Source organism: Parabacteroides massiliensis (genome assembly GCF_900155425.1).
GTDB classification, from domain to species: domain Bacteria; phylum Bacteroidota; class Bacteroidia; order Bacteroidales; family Tannerellaceae; genus Parabacteroides; species Parabacteroides massiliensis.
In genome coordinates this window covers 548399-573245 of sequence record NZ_LT700189.1, presented here as the reverse complement: position 1 = coordinate 573245, position 24847 = coordinate 548399, and the positions used below count along the sequence as shown (strand labels likewise).

General features: G+C 49.8%; 23 protein-coding genes. 1 reads left to right on the top strand and 22 read right to left on the bottom strand.

Going from position 1 to position 24847, the window contains the following annotated elements:
* Window positions 1–16 precede the first annotated feature (16 nt).
* On the bottom strand, window positions 17–193 hold the full coding sequence (locus tag BQ9893_RS02460; protein ID WP_075964585.1) for a DUF4250 domain-containing protein: 177 nt from the start codon (window positions 191–193) through the stop codon (window positions 17–19).
* 90 nt (window positions 194–283) lie between these two features.
* Window positions 284–886, bottom strand: coding sequence for a flavodoxin (locus tag BQ9893_RS02455; protein ID WP_167369829.1), 603 nt, complete (start codon window positions 884–886; stop codon window positions 284–286).
* 153 nt (window positions 887–1039) lie between these two features.
* Between BQ9893_RS02455 and BQ9893_RS02450 the strand changes: the two genes are divergently transcribed.
* Window positions 1040–1939 (top strand): helix-turn-helix domain-containing protein, encoded by a 900-nt coding sequence (locus BQ9893_RS02450; RefSeq protein ID WP_075964584.1) that lies wholly within the window; start codon window positions 1040–1042, stop codon window positions 1937–1939.
* Window positions 1940–2105: 166 nt separating this feature from the next.
* Here the strand turns inward: BQ9893_RS02450 and dapA are convergent, their stop codons facing one another.
* The 20 genes from dapA to BQ9893_RS02350 form a co-directional block, all read right to left on the bottom strand.
* On the bottom strand, window positions 2106–2999 hold the full coding sequence (dapA, locus tag BQ9893_RS02445) for a 4-hydroxy-tetrahydrodipicolinate synthase (protein WP_075964583.1): 894 nt from the start codon (window positions 2997–2999) through the stop codon (window positions 2106–2108).
* A gap of 126 nt (window positions 3000–3125) precedes the next feature.
* Window positions 3126–3650: a DUF6913 domain-containing protein gene (locus tag BQ9893_RS02440; RefSeq protein WP_075964582.1), complete on the bottom strand. Its 525-nt coding sequence runs from the start codon at window positions 3648–3650 to the stop codon at window positions 3126–3128.
* Complete coding sequence (gene ligA, locus BQ9893_RS02435; RefSeq protein WP_075964581.1) at window positions 3647–5647, bottom strand: NAD-dependent DNA ligase LigA; 2001 nt, start codon at window positions 5645–5647, stop codon at window positions 3647–3649. Before ligA ends, BQ9893_RS02440 begins: the two co-directional genes overlap by 4 nt.
* A gap of 71 nt (window positions 5648–5718) precedes the next feature.
* On the bottom strand, window positions 5719–6681 hold the full coding sequence (locus tag BQ9893_RS02430; RefSeq protein WP_075964580.1) for a PCMD domain-containing protein: 963 nt from the start codon (window positions 6679–6681) through the stop codon (window positions 5719–5721).
* A gap of 61 nt (window positions 6682–6742) precedes the next feature.
* Entirely contained in the window at window positions 6743–7846 is a 1104-nt protein-coding gene (locus BQ9893_RS02425; protein ID WP_075964579.1) for a sulfotransferase family protein, read from the bottom strand.
* 74 nt (window positions 7847–7920) lie between these two features.
* On the bottom strand, window positions 7921–9393 hold the full coding sequence (cysN, locus tag BQ9893_RS02420; protein ID WP_075964578.1) for a sulfate adenylyltransferase subunit CysN: 1473 nt from the start codon (window positions 9391–9393) through the stop codon (window positions 7921–7923).
* Between the two features lie 92 nt (window positions 9394–9485).
* Complete coding sequence (gene cysD, locus BQ9893_RS02415) at window positions 9486–10397, bottom strand: sulfate adenylyltransferase subunit CysD (protein WP_208610799.1); 912 nt, start codon at window positions 10395–10397, stop codon at window positions 9486–9488.
* A gap of 65 nt (window positions 10398–10462) precedes the next feature.
* Window positions 10463–11095 (bottom strand): transposase, encoded by a 633-nt coding sequence (locus BQ9893_RS02410; RefSeq protein ID WP_244155011.1) that lies wholly within the window; start codon window positions 11093–11095, stop codon window positions 10463–10465.
* Between the two features lie 411 nt (window positions 11096–11506).
* Window positions 11507–12124, bottom strand: coding sequence for an adenylyl-sulfate kinase (cysC, locus tag BQ9893_RS02405; protein WP_075964576.1), 618 nt, complete (start codon window positions 12122–12124; stop codon window positions 11507–11509).
* A gap of 50 nt (window positions 12125–12174) precedes the next feature.
* Window positions 12175–13728: an SLC13 family permease gene (locus BQ9893_RS02400; RefSeq protein WP_075964575.1), complete on the bottom strand. Its 1554-nt coding sequence runs from the start codon at window positions 13726–13728 to the stop codon at window positions 12175–12177.
* A 190-nt stretch (window positions 13729–13918) separates the two neighbouring features.
* Window positions 13919–14734: a 3'(2'),5'-bisphosphate nucleotidase CysQ gene (cysQ, locus tag BQ9893_RS02395; protein ID WP_075965368.1), complete on the bottom strand. Its 816-nt coding sequence runs from the start codon at window positions 14732–14734 to the stop codon at window positions 13919–13921.
* 91 nt (window positions 14735–14825) lie between these two features.
* On the bottom strand, window positions 14826–15230 hold the full coding sequence (locus BQ9893_RS02390) for a PIN domain-containing protein (RefSeq protein WP_075964574.1): 405 nt from the start codon (window positions 15228–15230) through the stop codon (window positions 14826–14828).
* A gap of 2 nt (window positions 15231–15232) precedes the next feature.
* Window positions 15233–15499 (bottom strand): hypothetical protein, encoded by a 267-nt coding sequence (locus tag BQ9893_RS02385; protein ID WP_075965367.1) that lies wholly within the window; start codon window positions 15497–15499, stop codon window positions 15233–15235.
* A gap of 127 nt (window positions 15500–15626) precedes the next feature.
* Window positions 15627–16493 (bottom strand): patatin-like phospholipase family protein, encoded by an 867-nt coding sequence (locus BQ9893_RS02380; protein WP_075964573.1) that lies wholly within the window; start codon window positions 16491–16493, stop codon window positions 15627–15629.
* 94 nt (window positions 16494–16587) lie between these two features.
* Window positions 16588–17586, bottom strand: a complete 999-nt coding sequence (locus BQ9893_RS02375; protein WP_075964572.1) for a 2-hydroxyacid dehydrogenase — start codon at window positions 17584–17586, stop codon at window positions 16588–16590.
* Window positions 17587–17832: 246 nt separating this feature from the next.
* Window positions 17833–18024 (bottom strand): DUF6722 family protein, encoded by a 192-nt coding sequence (locus tag BQ9893_RS02370; RefSeq protein WP_075964571.1) that lies wholly within the window; start codon window positions 18022–18024, stop codon window positions 17833–17835.
* A gap of 75 nt (window positions 18025–18099) precedes the next feature.
* Window positions 18100–19278 carry a sensor histidine kinase gene (locus BQ9893_RS02365; RefSeq protein ID WP_075964570.1) on the bottom strand — a complete coding sequence of 393 codons (1179 nt, stop codon included), beginning with the start codon at window positions 19276–19278 and terminating at the stop codon, window positions 18100–18102.
* Window positions 19275–19952: a response regulator transcription factor gene (locus tag BQ9893_RS02360; protein ID WP_075964569.1), complete on the bottom strand. Its 678-nt coding sequence runs from the start codon at window positions 19950–19952 to the stop codon at window positions 19275–19277. The genes BQ9893_RS02365 and BQ9893_RS02360 overlap by 4 nt, the downstream gene beginning before the upstream one ends.
* Before the next feature lie 64 nt (window positions 19953–20016).
* On the bottom strand, window positions 20017–23142 hold the full coding sequence (locus tag BQ9893_RS02355) for an efflux RND transporter permease subunit (RefSeq protein WP_075964568.1): 3126 nt from the start codon (window positions 23140–23142) through the stop codon (window positions 20017–20019).
* Between the two features lie 8 nt (window positions 23143–23150).
* Window positions 23151–24239, bottom strand: a complete 1089-nt coding sequence (locus BQ9893_RS02350) for an efflux RND transporter periplasmic adaptor subunit (RefSeq protein WP_075964567.1) — start codon at window positions 24237–24239, stop codon at window positions 23151–23153.
* Window positions 24240–24847 lie beyond the last annotated feature (608 nt).

Genomic DNA, 24847 nt, shown 5'->3' with positions numbered 1-24847 from the left:
TAGCGATTTCCGTTGATTACCAGAACTTGTTATTCTCCGGGCTATATTCAAACCCAGCGTTCTTCAGTTTTTGAACAAGTTCCTCTTTCCGGATATGCATATCGTCACACAATTCGTCAAGAGAAGAATAATTATCACGTAATTTCATATTGATGACACTGAAAAGCATCATCGGGTCTTCCGGGAGTGTCATAATTCATCATTTTTCTAAACCGGATGCAAAGGTAATGACTTATTCCAAAATCCTGCCTTTCCGGTTTAGAAAAACATACTTTACCGGTCATCACGACCGGGAGGTCTTACACCAGGCTGCGATCTTCTCGTCCGATTTATTGACGCTGCCGCCTTTGATAGCCAATCCGGACAGGACTTTGGCTTTGGGACAGAGTTTCTTTATGTCTCCTTCGCTGCGCCCCATCGCGCTTCCTTCGTGAGTACAGAAAGGGATGATCGTTTTCCCGGCAAAATCGTACGATTCGAGGAAAGTATGCACGGCCATCGGCATGGTTCCCCACCAGTTCGGATACCCCAGGTAGATCACATCGTAATCATCCATGCCGTCGACAGTACGGGTCAACTCCGGACGGGCATTCTCGTTCTGTTCTTTCTTGGCGACGGTTGTCGTTTCATTATAATCTTCCGGATAGGACTTCACGGTTTCGATCTGAAACAAATCGCTGCCCGTCAGTTCGCGGATTTTCTTTGCGACCACTTCCGTATTCCCGACCTGCAGAAAGACGATCTCGCCATTCAGATAGTTATATCCCCTACGGGAAAAATAGGCCACCAGACTTTTCTTTTTTGCTGGCGAGGCCTGCGCTTTCAACAGTTCCGGACCGGCAACCAACATACTTGCCATTGTCAATAAAAATGTTCTCTTTTTCATCTTCTTCTTTTTTCTTGCAAAGGTATTCCGGAACAATGACTCAGACTGTATATAAATTACAGTTATGCTTACCATTATTACGGAAGTACTGAAACGTATGGACGATAAGAAGAAAAAAATATTATCTTTGTCATGCAACAAATAAAAAAGGTTATGGGAGAAATTATTAAACTGGATAATATTCGCCAGTACAATGAAATGGTAGGCCAGGAAACGCTGCATCCGCTGGTTAGTGTTCTCGATCTGTCGAAATCGTCCCGGATGATGAAACACGCACGCATGAGCTTCGGCTTCTATGCCGTCTTTTTGAAAGAGGTCAAATGCGGAGATTTGCGATACGGACGCAACTATTACGATTATCAGGAAGGCACGCTGGTTTTTCTGGCTCCCGGACAGGTGATCGGCTTCGATGACAACGGCGAGTATTTCCAACCGAAAGGCCACGCCCTGTTATTCCATCCCGACCTGATCCGCGGCACATCCCTCGGACGCAATATGAAGGATTATACATTTTTCTCGTATGAGGTGAACGAAGCTCTTCATATCTCCGAACAGGAACGCAGTGTCATCATCGATTGCCTGAATAACATCAGCGAAGAATTGAACCGGGGAGTCGACAAACACAGCAAAATGCTGATTGTCTCCAATATCGAGCTTTTACTCAACTACAGCATCCGTTTTTACGACCGTCAGTTCATCACTCGCGAAAACGTGAACAAAGACATCCTTTCCAAGTTCGAGAATGTCGTGAACAGCTACTTCCAGAGCGACAAACCGCAAACGATCGGTTTGCCATCCGTACGTTACTGTGCCGACCAACTGCATCTTTCCGCCAACTACTTAGGCGACCTGATAAAAAAGGAAACAGGCAAGTCCGCACAAGAACATATCCAACTACGGCTGATCGACATCGCCAAAGAAAAGATCCTGGATACGAGCAAAACCGTCAGCGAAATCGCTTACGAACTGGGATTCAAATACCCCCAACACTTCACACGCGTATTCAAGAAAAACGTCGGATATACGCCTAACGAATATAGAGGCGCAAATTAAATACGGGAGATTATACGGGGTTGTGTATCGGGCGGAGTAGAACAACCCTGCCTTTACGATTGGTATGACATTGGGCGGAGGAGAACCCCTTGATGCGATATCGGGCGGAGTAGAACCCCTTGGTGGATATTGGGCGGAGTAGAACCCCGCCCCTACATGGAATATCTTAACACTTGATGCTTAACTGACGTAGCACGTCACGGATCTTTTCGAACGTCGTGATACGGGTCGGGACCAAGGGCAGGCGCAATTTGTTTTCGATAAAGCCCATTGCGTTCAGCATGCTCTTCGCTCCTGCCGGATTGCCGTCGATAAAGAGCAAACTGAACAGTTCCGTAAAGCTGTGGTGGATCGTGCGGGCGCTATCGTAGTCGCCCGCCAATGCCAGACGCACCATGCGGCTGAACTCACGCGGGAAAGCATTGCCGATTACAGAGATCACACCGACTGCTCCCAGCGTAATAAGCGGGAACGTGATTCCGTCGTCTCCTGAAATCACATTGAAGTTCGCCGGTTTGTTCTTGATGATATCGTCCATCTGGGTGATATTGCCGGAAGCCTCCTTGACGGCGATCACGTTCTTGAACTCACGGGCGATACGCAGCGTAGTCTCGGCCGTCATGTTCACGCCGGTACGTCCCGGAACGTTATACAGGACTATCGGTAACGAGGTCGCCTCCGCAATCGCTTTATAATGTTGGTAGATTCCTTCTTGAGACGGTTTATTGTAGTAAGGTACGACAGACAGGATTGCATCTATACCGTCGAAGTTATCGTTTTTCAACTTTTCGACGACCGTGCGCGTACAGTTTCCGCCAACTCCCAGGACGATGGGGATACGTCCGTTTACCTTCGTTACGACCAAATCGATAATATTCTTCTTTTCTTCTTCTGTAAGCGTAGGGGTTTCCGCAGTGGTTCCCAACACAACCAGATAATCGGTTCCATTCTGCAACTGGTAGTCTACAAGCCGGGCCAACGCCTCATAGTCCACACTCTCATCTTCTTTAAAGGGAGTGATCAACGCCACGCCCATTCCTTTTAAATTTATGTCTGCCATGATTATAATTGACAATTGATAATTGACAATTGACAATTAATAATGGATAAAGGGACAATTGTGACTTTACTCGTCCATAGTTCCATTGTCAATTGTCAACGGTGATGCAAAAATAAGGAATTTATATCATTTTGAGCGTATCGCCTGCAAATAAAATAATATATGTTCGAATAAATGCTTGATATCTTCACGCTCTGTTACTGAGATGGACAGATCGTACAAGTCGAAATCGGCATGTTTCACTCCGACCTTAAACTTGCAAGGATGCTGTAGCATAAGGTATTGCATCGGGTAGCAGTCGGGGCGCGTAAGATCGATCAGGATATCCGCCTCGATTGTCTTGAACCGCTTCAGGACAGCATCGGAAGGGACCTGCCAGATGTTCACGTCCTTTCCGGCATGGACCGGGATGCACGAGGCATCCGTTTCCGAAACCGGAGCTCCTCCGGATACATAGACACAAACCTGCACCTTCTTGTTCTTCTTTCGCAAAGCGTCCAAGCAAGGTTCGATCATCTCGCGGTCGTCTGCCTGATAAAGAACCAGGACATGACCTGCTTCTTCCAGCGTACAGGACTCATGCTTGCGGCCGGCAGCCCCGGCAGCTAAAGACTGCACTTTCTTTTTAATCAAATAATTCGTCAGCCTCATTCCGCTATCATATTTAAAAATTCGTCTTCGTTTATAATCTTCACCCCTAACTTGGCGGCCTTTTCGAGTTTGGCGGGTCCCATATTATCTCCTGCCAGGATATAATCGGTCTTGCCGGACACCGAGCCGCTGTTCTTTCCGCCATGCTGCTCGATCATGGCTTTGTATTCGTCGCGGGAGTGCTTGGCGAACGTCCCGCTGATAACGATGCTCAAGCCTTTCAGTTTTTCGGAACGGTTGGCCAGCTTTTCTTCGGCCACGGACATCTGCAGCCCGTATTCTTTCAGACGGTTCACCAACGTCCTGTTACGATCGTCGGCAAAGTAAGCGATGATGCTTTGGGCAATCCGTTCGCCGATCTCATCCACGGCTGTCAATTCTTCAAAAGAAGCATGCTCCAGCTGATCCATCGAGTGGAAAGCGGAGACCAGGCGTTTTGCCACCGTCTCGCCCACAAAACGAATCCCCAGCCCGTAGAGGACCCTTTCGAAGGGAACCTGTTTGGATTCTTCGAGGCTCGCCAGCAGGTTGCGGGCGCTCTTGTCAGCCCAGCGTTCCAAGCGCAGCAGATCGGAAATCTTCAACGTATAGAGATCCGCCGAGTCTTTGACATAGCCGGCTTCATACAAATCTTCGACAGTCTCCGGGCCCATATTGATGTTCATGGCCCTACGGGTAACGAAATGTTCGATCTTCCCCTTGATCTGGGGAGGACAGCCGGCTTCGTTCGGGCAGTAGTGGGCCGCTTCTCCTTCAAGACGCACCAACGGTGTGCCGCATTCGGGGCAGGAACGGATAAAACAGACCTTGTCGCCGACCAGCAACCCGCGGGCTTCGACATCGACACCGACAATCTTCGGAATGATCTCGCCGCCTTTCTCCACAAACACCATGTCGCCCAAATGCAGGTCGAGCCCTTCGATGATATCCGCATTGTGGAGGGAGGCACGCTTCACTGTCGTCCCGGCCAGCAAGACCGGTTCCAGATTGGCGACCGGAGTAACGGCGCCTGTCCGTCCGACCTGGAAAGAGACGGAGTTAAGACGTGTCACGGCACGTTCGGCCTGGAACTTGTAGGCTATCGCCCAACGCGGGCTCTTGGCCGTAAAGCCCAAATTGCGTTGTTGGCGTAATGAGTTTACCTTCAGAACGATCCCGTCTGTCGCAACCGGCAGGTTCTTACGTTCGGTGTCCCAATAGGCGATATAATCGTATATATCTTCCAAGCTGTTGCATACGCGGATCACGTTCGGGATCTTGAATCCCCATGAACGGGCCGCTTCCAGGTTATCGAAATGCGTCTCCGCCGGTAGCTCCTCTCCCAACAGATAATAGAAATAGGCATCCAGCTTGCGGGCTGCCACGATAGCCGGGTTCTGTTGCTTCAGCGTTCCCGAAGCGGCATTGCGCGGATTGGCGAAAAGAGGTTCCTCCTGCTCTTCGCGTTCCTTGTTCAGACGGTCGAACTCGGCCCAGGGGAGCAGTATCTCCCCCCTTATCTCAAATGCTGCCGGGTATTGGCCGCCCATCAGCTTCAAAGGAACCGAACGGATAGTCTTCACGTTGGCCGTCACGTCGTCGCCACGCGTTCCGTCGCCACGCGTCACGGCACGGACCAGACGTCCGTCCTCGTATGTCAGGGAGATGGAGGTCCCGTCATATTTCAACTCGGCGACGATCTCGAAAGGTTCGTTCAAGTCACGGGCTATGCGCTCGTAGAAATCCTTCACTTCCTCTTCCGAATAGGTATTGCCCAACGAAAGCATCGGATATTTATGCACCACCTGTTCAAACTCTTTGGAAAGGTCGCTCCCCACCCGTTGCGTCGGCGAGTGAGGGTCGGCATATTCGGGATACGCCTCTTCAAGGGTCTGCAACTCTTTCATCATCTCGTCGAACTCACGGTCCGATATCGTCGGCGCCGAAAGCACATAATAGTTGTAATTATGCTGTTCCAACGCTTCGCGAAGTGCTGTTATTCTATCTTTTGCTTTCATTTTTTCCAGTTGAAAGATGGAAGGTGAAAGTTAAAAGGGAAAATTTATCACTTTCGACTTTCAACTTTCACCTAATATATAAGTTTTACATTATCGATCCACATCGTATTGCCCGGCGAACCGATGTAGGCGCCGCCGTGGCTCGAGGTGAACTGCAAGACCATGTGGGTCGGCGATTCGTCTTCCTCGGCCCATCCCACTTCCCGGATAGGGACACTTTCTCCCCGGCTGTTCATGGCATAGCGTTCTTCCACCTGAATCCGCATATAGGGCTTATACTCCGGTTGCTTCGAAATATCGCCATAGAGGATCGGGTAGGTCGCGTCGTTCACCCAGCCTTCGCTGGATTCCGTATAGCGTTGCACCATCGTCCCGACACGTTTGGCATATATGTTCCCGTTCTTATCTTCCCAACGTTTCTGTAGGAAAAGAATGGCAGCGATCGAGTCTTGTCCGGCAACAGTCGACTTACGGCTGAAGCCTGTACTGCGGATGCGGTTCTTTTCCGGAGCCAACTTCACCTTATAGTCAAAGCGCAACGCTTTGGGTTTCTTGGTAAACTCCACTCCGCTGTTCAGCATGGCCTGCGGGTTCTTGGTTCCCTTGATCGGTTCGTGTACGGTTCCGAGAAAAACGGAACCGGCAGCCACCACTTCTATATCGACCAGGCCGAGAACCTTCACGCTTTCCATCCGTGTCTCCAGACGCGCACACCAACCGTCGTCCCGCCTTTCCGGGAAAACAGAGGTATTGGTCTTCACCACGCCAGCCACCTTGGCCATCACGTTGGAGTTTGCCCACGGCGAACCTCCCCGGTTCGTATAGGCCGTGTTGCCGATGATCGTATCGGTCGGTCCCAGCTCATACAAATATTTCGTGTTTCCTCCGATGATGCCTGATTCATGTATCTCACGAACCACCCAATGGTCCATATCTCCAAAGCTGAACGGCACCACATGCTCTTGGCTATTGACAACTGACAACTGGCAATTGACAATTCCCAAGAGAAAGAGGAGTTTTGCTTTCTGTTTCATTTCAATTTCTGTTTTTTCTAAAATCCCTAAGCCGGCAAAACCGACAACTGACAATTGTCAATTATAAAGAATACCCCCACTCCTTGAGAGCCATCCCCCAGTTTTCTTCCACAAGCCGCACCGTGCGGTCGTCATACTTGTACTGGTTCTTTTTATAGCCCTTCTTTTTTCCGAGGTATTTCTCGATTTCTGCTTTAGACTCTTCAAAGCCGGGGAGGTTTAATTTCTTGTATATATCCTCTGTCATGGCAAAAGTATCCTGTTCGAAATCCTCGAACTTCACCTCGACCAGGTTTCCTTCGGGTATCAGGTGCTTTTGTTCTTCATATTTATAGAACAAACGGCGATACACTTCGATAAAGTTGCTTTCGATCTGCTCGTTGGAGATGTCCTGCAGGCGGAGCGGCTGGATCGTATTGGTGAAGAAGCTGCGCGTGCTCTCGAACACGGTGTACGGATTTCGCTTCAGGTAGATGAATTTGGCATTCGGGAACATTTCCACCAGTGTCTTCACACGTCCCGTATGAGGCGGATTCTTACTCAGGAACTGGGTTCCCTTCGTATTCCAGAGGGAAATCTTGATCAGTTTGAGAAACGTTTTCTTAAACACTTCCCGCTCGTGTTCGCTGATGTTGTCGAATAGCAGATAGCGATCGCAATATTCAAGCATATGCTTCGGGAAGAACCAGAAGTTGTAATACGTGTAAGGCATCATATTCGCCAGTGCAAATTCCTCTTCCTGGGGAAGATCCACCTTCAACTCCATATTGTCGGTCGGACGCTTGTCGGGCATCAGGAACGCCATGTTCTTCTTGAAGAAAGGCTGTCCCCAGAGCATCAGGTTCGGGAATACGGTCTGATAGGTCGTATTGTAGCCGAAATGCTTGTCGCACGAAAAGACATTGTGCATGAAAGTCGTCCCGCTGCGCCAATGTCCGAGAATGAACACAGGGTCCATCTCCAACGGCTTGTCCGCAATCTTGCGGTAGCGCATATCCTCGAACGGTTGCAACAGGCTGAGCAGGCGGCAAACGGATTTTGTCAGGAAATATTTATTGCGAAATCCCTTATCGATCGTTTTATTGGCTGTCACAGCCTTGAATGTTTTCCAGTCGGCCCCCACTAAAGTATTGATCGGGAGTTTGTCAAATTCCAGTAATCCCATTTTGATAATTGACAATGGACAATTGGCAATTGACGACTTAAAAGAGCAATTGACGATTGTCCGGGTTTATATTTCTATTTTGTTAATTCTACTTTGACTCCTTGTTTTTCGAGGGCCTTACATGCCTTTTCAATCGCTTCGTAATGCTCTTCGCCGATACCTAAAGCGGACAAATTCAATTGGCAATTGACAATTGGCAATTGACAATTATCTGCTGCCTCTTCTTCTTCCATTGACAATTTATCCAGTATCATGCCAACGGCAGACGTGTTGTTCGTGATCGGGTCGATCAGGATAAAAGCTCCGGTCTGCTTGTTTTTCCGGTACGGATCGAAGAACAGTTCCTTTCCGGTCGTGAAGGTCACACAAGCGATCTCGTTCAGCTTCATCGGCAGGCTGTCCGCCGTCAATTGTCCGTTTTCAATTGACAACTGTTCCATCGTATTGACATTCACTTTATAGCGGATGCTGTCCACATGTGCACGCGTCAGGTTGGTCGTATGCTTGATATAGAATTGCTTGCTTACGTCCATCGGCTCTTCGTCCATCCATACCAGCATGGCTTCGAAGTTACGGTCCGCCATCGGCAGGTTGTCCGGATGGACGAGCATTTCACCGCGCGAAACATCGATCTCGTCTTCCAGCGTGATGGTGATGCATTGGGGAGGGAACGCATAGTCCAGCTCTCCGTCGTAGGTCACGATGCTCTTCACTTTGGATGTTTTGCCGGAAGGCAGAGCCATCACCGTATCGCCTTTGCGAACGATGCCGCTGGCCACTTTCCCGCAGAAGCCGCGGAAGTCCAGGTTCGGACGCAGGACATATTGCACCGGATAGCGAAAATCCTCGAAGTTGCGGTCCTGGTCGATAGGAACCGTTTCGAGGAAATCCAGCAACGCCGGCCCTTCGTACCAAGGCGTACGGTCACTCTTCTCCACCACATTGTCGCCATCCAAAGCGGACAGCGGTATGCAGGTGATATCCGGGATGTTCAGTGGAGCGACAAACTCCTTATAATCGGAAACGATCTTGTCGAAAACATTCTTGTCGAAATCGACCAGGTCCATCTTGTTGACCGCCAGCACCACATGCTTGATACCTAAAAGCGAAACCAGGTAGGTGTGGCGGCGTGTCTGCGTAATCACCCCCGTACGGGCATCCACCAGGATGATGGCGAGGTTGGCGGTCGAACCGCCGGTGATCATGTTGCGGGTGTACTGTTCGTGTCCCGGAGTGTCGGCAATGATGAACTTGCGGTTGTTCGTACTGAAATAGCGATAAGCCACATCGATGGTGATCCCCTGTTCGCGTTCGGCTTTCAGGCCGTCCAGCAACAGGGCGTAGTCGATATGGTCGCCGGCGTTCCCCATGCGCTTGCTGTCGCGTTCGAGAGCATCCAACTGGTCTTCATACAATTTCTTGCTGTCGAACAACAGACGACCGATCAGCGTCGATTTGCCATCATCCACCGAACCGGCAGTCAAGAAGCGAAGCAAATCCTTTTGTTCATCTCTGTCGAGGTATTCTTTTATATTTAATGTTGCCATATATTTTAAGTTGAAAGGTGAAAGGTGAAAGTTGAAAGTTGAAAATGAAAATAGTGACGCGAAGCCACTTTCAACTCTCCACTTTCAACTAATTAAAAATATCCTTCTCTTTTTTTCTGTTCCATACTTGCATCCTGGTCGAAGTCGATCACGCGGGTCGTACGTTCGCTCTTGGTTGTCGTCATCATCTCTTCGACGATCTTTTCAATCGTGTCGGCATTGCTTTCCACAGCGCCTGTCAGCGGCCAGCAACCCAAGGTACGGAAACGGACCATGCGCATCCTGACCTGGTCGCGATACTGTTCCGGCAAACGGTCGTCGTCCGCCATGATCAGATTGCCGTCGATCTCTACGCAGGGGCGTTCTTTGGCAAAATACAACGGTACGATCGGAATATTCTCCAGGCGGATATATTGCCAGATATCCAGCTCCGTCCAGTTGGACAACGGGAACACACGGATGCTCTCCCCCTTGTGGACACGGGCGTTGTAGATGTCCCACAACTCCGGACGCTGGTTCTTCGGGTCCCACTGGTGGAACTTGTCGCGAAACGAATAGATGCGTTCTTTCGCACGGCTCTTCTCTTCATCGCGCCGTGCTCCGCCGAAAGCAGCATCAAACTTATACTTGTCGAGTGCGTGCAACAACGCCTGCGTCTTCATCAGATCTGTATGCACCTTGCTGCCATGCGTGAAAGGGCCTACGCCTGCACGAAAGGCTTCCATATTGGATTCGACGATCAGGTTCCATCCGAATTTCTTCGCATAGTCGTCGCGGAACTGGATCATCTCCTTAAATTTCCACTTGGAATCGATGTGCATCAAAGGAAAAGGAACTTTTCCCGGATAAAAAGCCTTTTCTGCCAGGCGAACCATGACGGAAGAGTCTTTTCCGATAGAATAAAGCATAACAGGATTCTCGAACTCGGCAGCTACCTCCCGGATGATATGGATAGACTCGGCTTCCAGTTCCTGTAAATGGCTTAATTTATAATCTGACATAATTATAGGATTGTATTATTTTGATTACTTATTTATGCGAATCAGCAGTTGGCTTTCTGATTCAAAAATTAAAAATTAACAAATGTAAGTAGAGCAATAGCCAACTTTCCAAAGGTATGTACCAACAGCCCTTTGGTAGCTCTTACTTTAGATGCTCTTTGAATTTCTGTTTTTTCATTCAGCCAGTTGAAAAAGGATTCGATAGGTTGTCTGACTTTAGAAACGGCTTGCGAGAAAAGGTCTCTTGCAGCTTTCTCCCTCTGTTTGAGAACTTCCGGTTCCCCTTTAATCTCTTTATGCGGAGTAAGCACTTTAACCGGATTGTTCTCATTAAAGAAAGAGAAATCGCTGTAAATCTTGTCTGCAAGCACCGTCTTTCCGGATAGGTATGGCACGCATTCGCTTTTGAATACGGTCAGGTCGTTGTCCGAAGCCGGTGTCAGAGTTATCATTTCCGGAAAAGGTAAGGTTCCCTCCCTACGCTGTCCTACCATATGCAGTTTCATGCCATAGTAGTACATGTTCTTAGTGGAGCAATACCCTTTTGATGTTATCTCCGTAGCTACTTTCCCCTCTCGGTTTTTCCCTTTACAGGTCACTATCGGCATAGAATCGACAATGGATATAATGGAGTCGCAATCCTTGGGCTTGAATGATTGTATCATGGTTTCCACCAGCACCTTAAATGTTTCTGAAAGCATATTTAGGCGTACGCAAAACGTTTGATAAGACGGCAATTTTGGAAACCATGATGACAGATACTCCTTAGCGAAGGTATGTATCTCCTTGATGTTGAAGTATCTCTGGCAGTACCCGCAGAACAGATAGATGGTAAGAACCTCCTCATCCGTAAACTCAGGATTGGAATTGTTACTGAATCTCTGGCAGTGGAAACGCAGAGAAGACTTATGGACATCACAGATATACATATACAAACCTATTAGTATTAACTTTTTCTCCTTGGGAATCATAATTAGAAAAATGAGTGGTTTTATTCTTCTAATTTACTGATTTTCAAGGAGATTACAAAATAAAATAATGAGATAATTAACTGAATTACAAACTTTTAAATCAAGAATCTGAAGATGTTTTCAACTGCTGATTCGCATTATTTATGATTGTCTTGCAACGATTACTTTCGGTATGATCAGGTCCATCAGCTTCTGAACGGATTCCTCCAGGCTCAACACGGAAGTGTCTAACGTCAGGTCCGGATGTTCGGGTGCTTCGAACGGTGCGGAAACTCCCGTGAAATCCTTGATCTCGCCCCGGCGTGCTTTCGCATACAAACCTTTGACATCGCGTCGTTCGCACTCTTCGATCGGAGTGCTGACATATATCTCCAGGAAGTTTTCTCTCCCGATAATGGAAGCCGCCATTTCCCTCAAATCGTTATTCGGGCTGATAAAAGCCGCTATCGTGATAATGCCTGTATCGATAAAGAGTTTGCTTACTTCGGCGATACGGCGGATATTCTCTACCCGGTCTTCGGCCGAGAAGCCGAGATTGTTGTTGATCCCGCTACGGATATTGTCGCCGTCCAGGATGCGGCACAGCAAACCGCACTTGTGCAGTTCGCGCTCAAGCGCTATCGCCACCGTGCTCTTCCCGGAACCGCTCAGCCCGGTAAACCACACCATCACACTGCGTTGCTTCAACAAACGCTCCTTATCTTCCCTTGTCATCATCCTATCGAAAATAGGATAGATGTTATTTTGTTTATCTTCCATTGTCAGTAATCTTATTAATTGTCAATTGCCAATCATCGATTGTCAACTGTTTAGAATTTCCAGATCATCGGTATCACGAACACCGAGATCAAAAAAGTGATTAAGTTAAGCGGCAGGCCGATTTTTACGAAGTCCGTGAACTTATAACCGCCGATACCTTGCACGATCAGATTGGTCTGATAGCCGATCGGCGTACTGAAACTTGCGGATGCCGCCATGCAGATCACCACAAAGAACGGTGTCGGGTCCACGCCGAGCTGCGTAGCGACCGACAAGGCGATCGGGAAGCTGAGCGCCGCAGCCGCATTGTTCGTGATCAGCTCCGTAAAGATATTGGTGATAAGAAAGACGATCGCCAACAGAGCATACGGCCCCATGCTGCTGGACATGCCGATAATATGACGGGCTATCAGAGCTGCGAAACCGGAATTCTCCATCGCCTTGCTGATGGCAAAGGCACAGGCTATCGTAATCAGAATATCCCAGGATATATATTTGGTATATTTTTTAGGAGGGAAAATCTTGGTCCACGCCATGATGATGGTCGTGATGCAGACAAAGAAAAACATATCCAGCCGGATTTCGGGAAACGCCTCTTTCACCACAGGCAGCTCTCCTACCGTGGCGCCGACGATCATAAAGATCAGCAAGCCCAATGCCAGCCAGCGCTTCTTGCGGGAAACCGGTTCCGTTCCGTCCTTGCCGTTGGCGAGCAAAAGGAAGACACTGGATTCGCCCCACGTCGGCACGAACGTATCGTCCGCCCAGAGGACCAGCGTATCGCCTTCGTGCAACGTCACCTTGTCGAGATCGCGTGTGAACCGTTGTCCGCCGCTCTTCACTTCCTTCACGATCGCACCGTAATGACGGGTAAAGTTGAACTCGCCCAACGTCTTGTTGATACCCGGAAAACGGGAACCCAACACGGCTTCCACCGGATGCAGGTTACCGGGATTGCCGTCTTCCTCTTCCTCCTCGTAGCGGTCGGTACGGGAATCGGGCAACAGTTTGTTGGAGAACGCGAACAGGTAAATAATGCCGGCCAGCGCGATGAAAACCCCGACCCTTCCAAGCTCGAACATCGTAAACCCTTCATATCCGGCTTCGAGGATCATACCGTGCACAACGAGGTTGGTCGATGTCCCGATCAGGGTACAGATACCGCCTAAAATGGTCACAAACGAAAGTGGAATCAGGAATTTCGTCGCCGGCAGCTTGACCGACTCCGCCCAGCGCTTGATGATAGGAGCAAAGATAACGACAACAGGCGTGTTGTTCAGAAAAGCGGAGATAAAAGCAATCGGCGGGAGCATACGCAATTGCGCCTTGAAGACAGTTGTTTTTCCTTCCGGCAACAATTTCTTTATAAGCTGTCCCAACGCTCCGCTTTGACGAATGCCTTCGCTTACCAGAAAAAGCATCCCGACGGTTATCATCCCTTTGTTGCTGAAGCCTTCGAGCATTTCCTTCGGTGTCAATATCCCTGCACAAAGAAATAGCACTACAACCGTAAGCAACACGATTCCGGGCCTCAGCCCATCCCATATCAACGCCGCGATCATGCCGGCTAACGCCAGCAACACAAATATTATTTCAAAGTTCATCCTTTCAATTAACAATTGACAATTGACAATTAAGAACAGAGACTATTAATTGTCCATTGTCAATTGTCAATTATTCCGTTACGTTTGCAAATGTAATAAGAATATTAAATCTATTCTCATTACGATAACCTATTTTAGGGATTATCTTGCTTACAAACCAAAAGTTTCAGCAAACGGAACAAACCGTCCGTCAGAGTGGCTTGACAATGAACCAAGGGTTATGGAGGTCTTCCTTATTATACTTTAAAGGTGTTTTGCCATCGATATGATAGACATCGCATCCGGCAGCCCGCGCGATCGCATGTCCGGCGGCGGTATCCCACTCCATCGTCGGTGCGAAACGGGGATACACATCGGCCGTTCCTTCCGCAACCAGGCAGATTTTCAAGCTGCTGCCGCTGCTGATCAGTGTAACCGGCTGTCCCTGCTTACGCAGATTCTCGATAAAGGCTGTCGTTTCTTCCGTCTGGTGCGAACGCGAAGCGACCACCACGACTCCCTGGTGTCCCATCGACATGGGCAGGCGTACGGCTTTTGCTTTTATCTCGTCCATCGAAGGCTGGTATCCGTTGTCTATCTCCGCCAGCTTGAATGCTCCGACCGAGTCTGCTGCGAAATACAACTCTTTCCGTACCGGCACGTAGATCACGCCCAATACCGGAACCCCCTCCTTCACAAGGGCGATATTAACCGTGAATTCGCCGTTTTTCTTGATAAACTCCTTCGTCCCGTCCAGCGGGTCCACGATCCAGAGCATATCCCAACCGGAGCGTTCGGCAAAAGGGATTTCCTTCCCTTCCTCGCTCAACACCGGGAAAGGCGTCACGGACAGGGCCATCGAGATAATCGCATGGGCTTTCTTGTCGGCTTTTGTCAAAGGGGAATTATCGGCTTTACGTTCGATGCCGAAATCGGATTCCGGATCGGTATAAATATCCATGATAGCCTTGCCTGCTTCGATAGCAGCGCGAATGGCTATATACAGGTAGTTTGCATAATTATTCATCATCACTCGCATCTTTTTAGTGTGTTAATATACAAATGTAAGGCTTTTCCTCGAATAATCCGAATTTTAACGGCTCCATTTATTAGAATCGTTATCGATTCACCCAATTCAGCAGGTTTATGTTTTCCAGGCGGGATAAATGTTTGATATTTTCTGTAACTAACGTATACCCCATCGCTACAGCAGAAGCGCCAATATACAAATCTGTATCTTCAATTAACGCGCCCGATTTACGCAACCGGAATTTCTGTCGGCAAAATTCATTAATACAGACACTAAACGGCAGGATATCGATATCATCTAAAAATGAGAATACTTCCGCCCTATTCTTCCGTGGGTTTTGGCTGCACTCAGCTCCATAATACAACTCTACAACAGTCAACTCCGTAATATGGCAGTTGCGCCATCCGACTTCAGCTATTGCACGTACAACTTCTTTACGATTACGCAACAGATGTATACAAATATTACTATCAAGGATGTATTGCTGAGCCATAATCAGAATATCAAAGGTTCACGAGTCGAGGAATTCTCACGAATCTTATTCATCAAATCATCCGTAGATTCTTCGCCATTCCATGATCCGGCGTGTTTCTTCAACATCCGTTCTGTATAATTTTTATCATCGGTTGCATCCTTTTCTGATTTCAACATACTATCCGTCAACAATTTGATCACATATAATTTCATCCTATCGCTCATTGACAGCAATAAACGGACAAAATCACTTGGAAGATTCGATGGAAATTTGATTGTTGTATCCATATCCTTATCTTTTGAGCTTTCTACAAAGATACGCATTATTATTCTGATTGACAAATATAAAGCGGCACATGTAGATGGCAAATGCGAAACATATATGTTTTGGATCCAAATCACCGGTGTTTCGATTTCAAATCACCGGTGTTTCGAAATCGAAGCGGTTGTTTTCGACGATGGATTGGCCGATGGCATAGCCTTCGTCATACAGGGCGGAGAGTTTCTTGCGGTCGTTGGTGGTGCGGCCGACTTCCATTTTCTTTTGCGGGCGGATGACGATCGCGTCTCCTTTCGCTTCCAACTCGTCGATATAGTCCAGCACTTCGTTATACTTGCGGTAGCGCAGCTTCAACTGCTTCCGGATGGCGGGATACCGGCGGTAGATGAAGCCGGGCAGCCAGAAGTCTTTTTCTTCCTTCCGGTAGCCTTTGTTGCGTGTCAGGATGATCACGTTCTTGCGGAAACCGTCGTCGATGGCATGCTGGATCGGGATGGCATCGCAGACACCGCCGTCGACCATCGGAATACCGTCGACATACGTCACCGGACAAAGCACCGGAAGCGTGCAGGAGGCACAGCAGATATCGACCAGGCGGTCCGCATCCTGTTTCTCCTCGAAATATTCGGCCTCGCCCGTCAGGCAATTGCTGGTGACCATGACGAAGCGGTTCGGCGACTTGAAGTAAGTCTCGTAGTCGAGCGGATAATACTTCTCCGGATAAATATAAAAAAGGTATTTCATGTCGATATATCCCCGTCCCCGCAGGAAATGCCTGAGACCGATATAATCATATTTTTCCAGCAGGTCGATATTGCTGAACCGGGAACGCCCGCGCTGCCGGGAGGCATACGAAATGCCGTTGCTCGCTCCGGCGGACACGCCGATCGTATAGGGAAACCAAATCTCATGATCCATAAAGCAGTCCAGCACTCCGACGGTGAAGATGGCACGCATCCCTCCTCCTTCAAGCACCAGACCTGTACGACTGTCTATTTCCATATCTGTTTATATCTAAAAATAATAGCCATTGCCTGGCTCACACCGGACAATGGCTACAAAAATATAACAAATCAGCGATATAAACATAGTCTTTTTACAGAATAACTTCGTTCACCAACGGACGGTGATGGCGGAAGTCGTCGATATTCCGAAGGGTTGTCTCGGCGATGTTATGCAGAGCCTCCTTCGTAAAAAAAGCTTGATGTGAAGTAACTATCACATTATTAAAAGAAAGCAGACGGGCCAACACATCATCGTCGATGATTTTGTCCGATTTGTCTTCATAGAAGTATTCGCCCTCCTCCTCATACACGTCCAGGCCGGCAGCCATGATCTTCTTTTCCTTCAGGCCTTCGATCAGGTCGTTGGTGTTGATCAGTTGGCCGCGGCCTGTATTGATGATCATCACGCCTTCCTTCATCTTGTCGATGGAGTTTTTGTCGATCATGTATTTTGTCTGGTCGGTCAGCGGGCAGTGCAGGGAGATGATGTCCGACTCGCGATACAGCTCGTCCAACGAGACATAAGAAAAACTTTCCTCTTCGGCGAACTTCATGTCGGGATAAAGGTCATAGGCCAGAATACGCATCCCGAACCCTTTCAGCATACGGATCAGGATCTTGGCTATCTTTCCCGTGCCGATAATACCGATCGTCTTGCCGTGCATATCGAATCCCATCAGGCCGTTCAGCGAGAAGTTTCCGTCTCGCGTACGCCAGTAGGCACGGTGTATCTTCCGGTTGAGCGACAGCATCAGGGCAAGCGAATATTCGGCTACGGCATAAGGCGAATAGGCCGGTACGCGGACAACCGGCAACTTTCCTTTGGCCGCTTTCAGGTCCACATTATTGAAACCGGCACAGCGGAGGGCCAGCAGTTTGACGCCGTTGTTCACCATCGTATCGATCACGGCGGCATCGGCGGTGTCGTTGACAAAGATACAGACCGCATCCGCATCTTGCGTCAAGACCAGATTATTCGGATTCAGGTGTCCTTTGTAGTAACGAATGTCGTAATTGTACTTTTCATTTACTTTGTCGAATGAAGCTATATCGTACGGTTTAGCTCCAAAGAATGCAATTTTGTATGCCATGGTTATTTGTTTTTATATATCTAACAATCGAAACGGCCTAAATGTTGAAAGGAAAGATCCGGCTAAGAAGTACTCGACCGGCCCCATATATAGTTCTTATAATGAAGTTTATCTTCAACCTTTCTTTGAAGACTGTCCTTCCTTATTTGCGGCTGCATTACGCTTATTATCCCGATGAACGAAATAGAGCGGTATCAATATTGCCGCTATCGACATTGCACAAAAAGATATAATAAAAGCCATTGTTCAATCCTCCTTTTTTACTTGACTACATAATACAAAACCTATCACAATAATTAATACAAATGCAAAAAGCCCCAATAAATACAACACCCATCTATTGATTTCTTCGGTCATTATGCCTCCGATAATAATACCGGCAAAGATCAATTTTGCAATGTCCAGCAAGAAATTTCCTGTTTTTTCTTTTATATTCATAGCTAATACTTTTAGTCAAACAATATCACAAAGATAACCATTCTTTCCATCCATCCAAGCATAACAGCCTAAAACTTACGGAAATTCGATCTCTACCGTTGTGCCTTTTCCGACTTCGGACGTAATTGTGATTCGGGCCCCGTAGCTTCTCAGGATACGCATGGAAAGACTGAGCCCGATGCCATGTCCGGCAAACTCGCGCGTGTTGGAAGCACGGTAGAAGGGTTGGTATACGCGGGCGATTTCTTCCTCCGGGATGCCGATTCCCGTGTCCGTTATGGTCAGGACAGCGCCTCTCAGCCGCATTTCGACGGGTGCCTCTCCCGAATATTTGCAAGCGTTGTTCAGGATGTTGCCGATAGCGATCTTCAGCAGATACGGATTCGCTTCGATGGCAAAAGCGAAGTGGTCGGTCGTAAAACGAACGCGGTTGCCGACGAACTGCATCAGGAAGTCGGCCAGCAAAACCGTCTCACGTGCATTCTTCAGAATCTCCTTATCTCCATGAGAGAGAAAGAGCAGGTTCTTCATCAGCAGGATGATGCGTTTCGTCTCGGAGGCGATACGCCCCAAAGCAGCCTGGTATTCCGCCGGCGTACGTTCCTTCAACAAGCTGATCTCGCATTCTCCCTGGATGGCCGTAAGCGGGTTGTTCAGTTCATGGGACGCATTGCTGATAAAAGACTTCTCACTCCGGTAAGCCGCATCAATGCGGTCGACCATGCGCGTCGCATACAAACGGCCGACGAAATAGACCAGGACGGAACTGACCACCAGCATCCCCAACAGCAGCCAGCCGATCCGTTGCTGGATATCTCCGCCGTACTGGTTGCTCGACACCACCAGCACGATGAAATTACCCTCGTTGTCCGGATAGTAGACAGCCGCTCCCAATTCTTTCCCTTCCTGGAAACGGACTACATTGCCGGCATACAAGGAAGTGATCTTCTCGTCGGTCAGGTAGCGGGACAAGGTTGCACGCGTCTCCGCGATGCTGTCGGCATTCAGCAATATTTCCGCTGCGACAGGCAACGTCTCCTCATAATGCTGCTGGATACGGGCGTAATCCTCTTCGTTCAGCTCATCCTTTTCCCAGTGCTTCTGTGCCGTCGCGTATGCTTTTTCCGTCAGATAGGAATAGTAGAGGCGGTTGATATAGTCGGTCGCCACAAAATAGAAAACGACTGTCACCATCGAAATAATGCCGATCGTGATAGCCGTATAGAAAAGCGCTATCTTGTCTCCCGTCTTCATGCTTCCATCATATAGCCCACTCCCACTACGGTGCGGATCAGCTTACGGTCGAAATCCTTGTCGATCTTACTACGCAGGTAATTGACATAGACATCCACCACATTCGTGTTCGTATCGAAATTCTTGTCCCAGACGTTTTTCAGCAACTCCAGACGGCTCAACGCCGTTCCCTGGTTCCGAATCAGATATTCGAGCAGGCGGTATTCCTTCACGGTCAGGTCGATGACCATCTTGCCACGGATCGCCCGGTGGCCGGACGGATCGAGCGTCAGGTCGCCACAACTCAGAAGCGGCATGGCCGGTTCCGCTCCCGTACGCCGCAAAAGGGCTTTGATGCGGGCTTCCAATTCCTGGAAACTGAAAGGTTTCACCAGGTAGTCGTCGGCTCCGGCATCCAGCCCGTTCACGATGTCGTCCGTCGTCCCCAAGGCGGTCAGCATGATGACGGGCGACTGGTAGCCATACGCCTGCCGATATTGCTTACAGAGTTGCAGGCCGTTCATCTTCGGCATGATGATGTCGAGTATCAACAGTTGGAAATCCTCCTGGCGGACCAGCTCCCAGCCGGCTTGCCCGTCATTGGCCACGCGGACTTCATGGCCGAACTCCTGCAAGCCTCGTTCGATGAAGGAGGCGATGTTTATTTCATCTTCTACTAATAATATCTTTGCCATCGTATGTTTGTTGTGCGTATCGGACTACAAATATAGGACATATCCTTTTACATCCCCAATCTCTTTACAGTTTGCGTTGCAACAATTTTCCATTCTTGTCGTACAACATCCGGCGATAAAAGGTTTCGACCATCAGGGGGAAGACGAAGAGCGTGAAGAAGGTCGCTCCGATCAGTCCGCCGATGATGACGATCGCCAACGGCCGCTGGCTCTCCGAACCGATGCCGTGGCTGAGCGCCGCCGGCATCAGGCCGATGGCTGCCATCGAAGCCGTCATCAGGACGGAGCGGACACGCGAACGGACACTCTGCTTGACGGCCTGCTCCAACGGGCTGCGTGCCTTCAGGTTGCTCTTGATGTCCGATATCATGATCACTCCGTTCTGTATGCAGATACCGAAGAGGGCGATAAACCCGATACCTGCCGATATCGAGAAGTTGAAACGGGTAAGCAGCAAAGCCAAAATCCCTCCGACCGCGGCATACGGCACATTCAGCAAGACCAGTCCTGCATCGCGGGCATTCCCGAAGAGGACGAAAAGGATGATAAAGATAATCGCGATACTGACCGGCACGACCTGCGCCAACCGCTTCGTGGCCCGTTGCTGGTTCTCGAAATCTCCTGTCCATTTCAGGGTGTAGCCTTCAGGCAGGCGGACCTGCTTCTTCACCTTCTGCTGCGCTTCGGCGACAGCCGTCCCCATATCCCGTCCGCGGACGGAGAACTTGACGGCGCAGAAGCGGGCATGGTTGTCGCGGTAGATAATCAGCGGTCCCGTAATCGTACGGATATCCGCCAGTTCCTTGACCGGTATCATCGCCCCGTCGCGTGCAGGGACCAGAATCTTGCCGATCTCGTCCTCGCCGCGGCGGAAAGAGGATTCATAGCGTACCATGATGTTGAATTTCCGTTCGTCCTCGTAAAGCAGCGAGGCGCTCTTTCCTCCGATCGCCATCTCGATGATCGACTGCACGTCCTCCTTCGCCACGCCGTAACGCGCCAGGCGTGATTCGTTCAGCTCGATCCTCAGTTCGGGCTGTCCGATATTGCGGATCACTCCCAGATCTTCGATCCCTTCGACCGTCTGCAGGACCTTATACACCTCGACCGCCTTCTGTTCCGACTCGTACAGGTCCTTGCCGAACACCTTCACTGCGATAGAGCCTTTCACACCGCTTGCCGCCTCCTCCACGTTGTCGCTGATCGGTTGCGAGAAGTTGAAATCCACTCCCGGATAGACACCCAGCCGTTCCTGCATCTTCTCGATCAGTTCCGCTTTCGTCAGCTTGCTCTCCCATTGCTTCTCCGGATAGATGTCCACATGAAACTCGATGTTGTAGAAACCTGTCGCATCCGTCCCGTCGTTCGGCCGTCCCGTCTGCGACAGGACCTGGCGGACTTCGGGATAAGAAGCCAACGTGCGCCTCATCCGGTTTGCCAGTTCCACGGACTCGTCCAGCGAGATGCTCTGCGGAAGCGTCGCCCGGATATAGATGGAACCTTCGTTCAGTTGCGGCAGGAACTCCGTGCCTAACAAGGTGAAGCACCAGAGCCCGACTGCCGCCACCAGTGTCGTAACGGTTATCGTCATCCGTTTATGGGCATGGCAACGGTCGAACAGTCCCGTCGCCATCCGGTTCACCCAGGCCAGGAACGGGTTATGCTTCTCCCTCACATTCTTCTTCAACAGCATCGACGAAAGGACCGGCACAAGTGTCAGCGTAAAGATCAAGGCTCCCAACAAGGCAAACCCTAACGTATAGGCCAACGGGCTGAACATCTTCCCTTCGACTTTCTGGAAAGAGAAGATCGGGACCAACGCCGTGATGATGATCAGCTTGGAAAAGAACACGGCCTTCGCCCGGTCTTTCGCCGTATGCCGGATAATCCCCATCTTGCTCATCACGTTGAAGGCGGGCATCCCCACTTCGCGGGCTTTCCTGTCGAGCGCGACAAACAGCCCTTCCACCATCACGACCGCCCCGTCAATGATGATACCGAAGTCTATCGCCCCCATCGAGAGCAGGTTCGCGCTCATCCCCATCACCCGGAGGCAGATGAAGGCAAAGAGCAGTGCCAACGGGATGATGATCGACACGACGATGGTCGTACGCCAGTCCGCCATAAATATCAGCACGATGAAAGTCACCAACAGGATTCCCTCTATCAGGTTGTGGGTCACCGTATGCACCGCCAGGTCCACCAAGTTTTCCCGGTCATAAAAGGGGACGATCCGCACATCCTCCGGCAACGAATTTTGCTGTATATCGGCTATCTTGTCTTTCAGCGCAGCGATCACCTCGCCGGGGTTCTCCCCTTTCCGCATCACGATGATCCCCTGCACCACGTCGTCCTCTTCCATCCGTCCGACCTGTCCGAGACGGGGCAAGGAAGACTCGTGCACGTCCGCCAGGTTCTTCACCAGGATGGGCGTGCCGTTGATGTTCTTCACCACGATGTTCTCGATCTCCTTCACGTCGTTGATCAAGCCGATCCCCCGGACGACATACGCCTGCGAGCTCCGTGTGATCACGTCACCTCCTACGTTGATATTGCTCTTGGCTATGGCGTCATAGAGTTCAAGCGTCGTCACCCCGTAGTTGATCAGCCGGTTCGGATTCACGCTCACCTCGAAGGTTTTCACCTCTCCTCCGAAGCTGACGATATCCGCCACTCCGGGAACTGCTCTCAGTTTCCGCTCGATCACCCAATCCTGGAAAGTCTTCAACTCCCTAACCGTCCGCTTGTCGCTGCGCAGCGTGTACCGGAAAATCTCTCCCGTAGGCCCGTACAACGGTTGCACCTCCGGTGTCACTCCTTCCGGCAGGTCCGCATCGTTCAAGAGGTTATAGACTTGCTGGCGGGCATAGAAATCGTCCACGTCGTCGTCAAACATCACTTGGATGACCGACAGCCCGAACAGTGTCGTACTCCGGATATCCGTCTTCTTCTGTACCGGGTTCATGGCTATCTCGACCGGGATCGTGATGAACTTCTCGATCTCCTCCGCGCTCCGTCCCGGCCATTGGGTAATGATCGTCACCTTCGTGTTCGTCACATCGGGAAAAGCGTCGACAGGCGTATGAAGGAAACTGACCGCCCCGGCGATAACGGCTATCACGGTCAGGAAAAAGATGAAGAACTTGTTCCTGAGCGAAAAGGTGATGATTCTATCTATAAAGGTATGCATCTCGTTTCTTATTTTAAAGCATTATAGACCAACAGGGCATTCTTGTTCACGACCACGTCTCCTTCTTCCAATCCGGCTTCCAGGTAGCAGTATTCGTCCGTCTGCTTGCTGACGGCGACTTCCTGCATCCGCAGGCTGCCATCCGTACCGACACACACGACATACTGCTTGCCTCCCTCGAATATCAGGGCATGTGACGGTATGCGGGGCATGAGCCGTCCTTCTACCCTGCATTGTACATACACGTTCGTAAACATTCCCGGTTTAAGCATATAATCCTTGTTGTCCAATTTGATACGGACCTTCATCGTCTTGCTCTCGCTATCGAGCAGGTTATATACTTTGTCGATCGCCCCGGCAAACTCCCGGTCCTTCCCGTAGGCGAGTGTCGTGATGCGGACACCGGCTCCTTCCCGTATCTTACGGATATCGCTTTCGTACACATCCGCCATCACCCAGACATCGTCCAGACCGGAGACGGTGAACAGCTCTTCTTCCCGGTCGGAGCGGATCTGCATATCCCGGCTGATGTTCTTCCCGACCACAAAACCGGAGACGGGAGAGGTTATGTCGTAAGTCGAGTTGGAACCGATCCGGTAGATGTCATACACCTCACGGAGCCTTTTCACCTCCGCCTTCGCATTGGCGGCTTCCTGCTCGGCTTGCAAGAGATCACGCTCGGAGGCTGTTCCGCTTTCGAGCATGTCCCGAACCGCATCGAGGTTACGGTCGGCCAAAGCGAGCTGATGGGCGGCATCTTTCTGCTGTTTCTCGAAATCGGCCACTTCGCTGCTCCTAATAACGGCAAGGAGCTCGCCTTTCTTCACATAATCGCCGGCTTCAACCTCCACCTGCGTAACGGTCCCTCCGAAGATGGGATACACATGGGCCACCTGCCCTGCATCGAAAGTGACACGGCCGTTCAACAGCAGCTCGTCGCTCAAAGGTGTTTTCCGTACGGTATCGACCGAGACTACCTGCCGGAGACTGTCCGTCAACATCAACCCTGTATTGGTTTCTTCGGGCATGACGGCGTGGTTGCCGCATGACAAAAACAGGGGAAAAAGAATGAGTAGAAAAAGATTTTTCTTATTCATATTGATAATATTTAATTTTTTGTTATTCCTTATTTGTTGGGTTGCATCCAACTGTTGTCTTTTTTCGTTGGATTACATCCAACTGTTGTTCTGTTACTTTTGGCTTGATCCAAAAGTAACCAAAAGATCAAGGCTCAACCGGACGGGCTACTCCGGGTGAAGGCTACGCTGTCGCCTGCGAAACTCGCTTCGCTCAAACAGCGCAGGCTCCGGACGCTACGCCTTCACCCTCCGCTTTACGCCCGTCCGCTTAGGCCTTTCCTAAAAAGCTCCGCTTTCTCTTATGATTGCCGATACCGCCTGTTTTTCTTTTCTTTTTCGTTGGGTTGCATCCAACAGGTTGTTTTTTTCTTTTTCGTTGGGTTGCATCCAACTATTTCTTTTTTTCGTTGGGTTACATCCAACTGTTGTTCTGTTACTTTTGGCTTGATCCAAAAGTAACCAAAAGATCAAGGCCTAAGCGGACGGGCTACTCCGGGTGAAGGCTACGCTGTCGCCTGCGAAACTCGCTTCGCTCAAACAGCGCAGGCTCCGGACGCTACGCCTTCACCCTCCGCTTTACGCCCGTCCGCTTAGGCCTTTCCCAGAAAGCTCCGCTTTCTCTTATG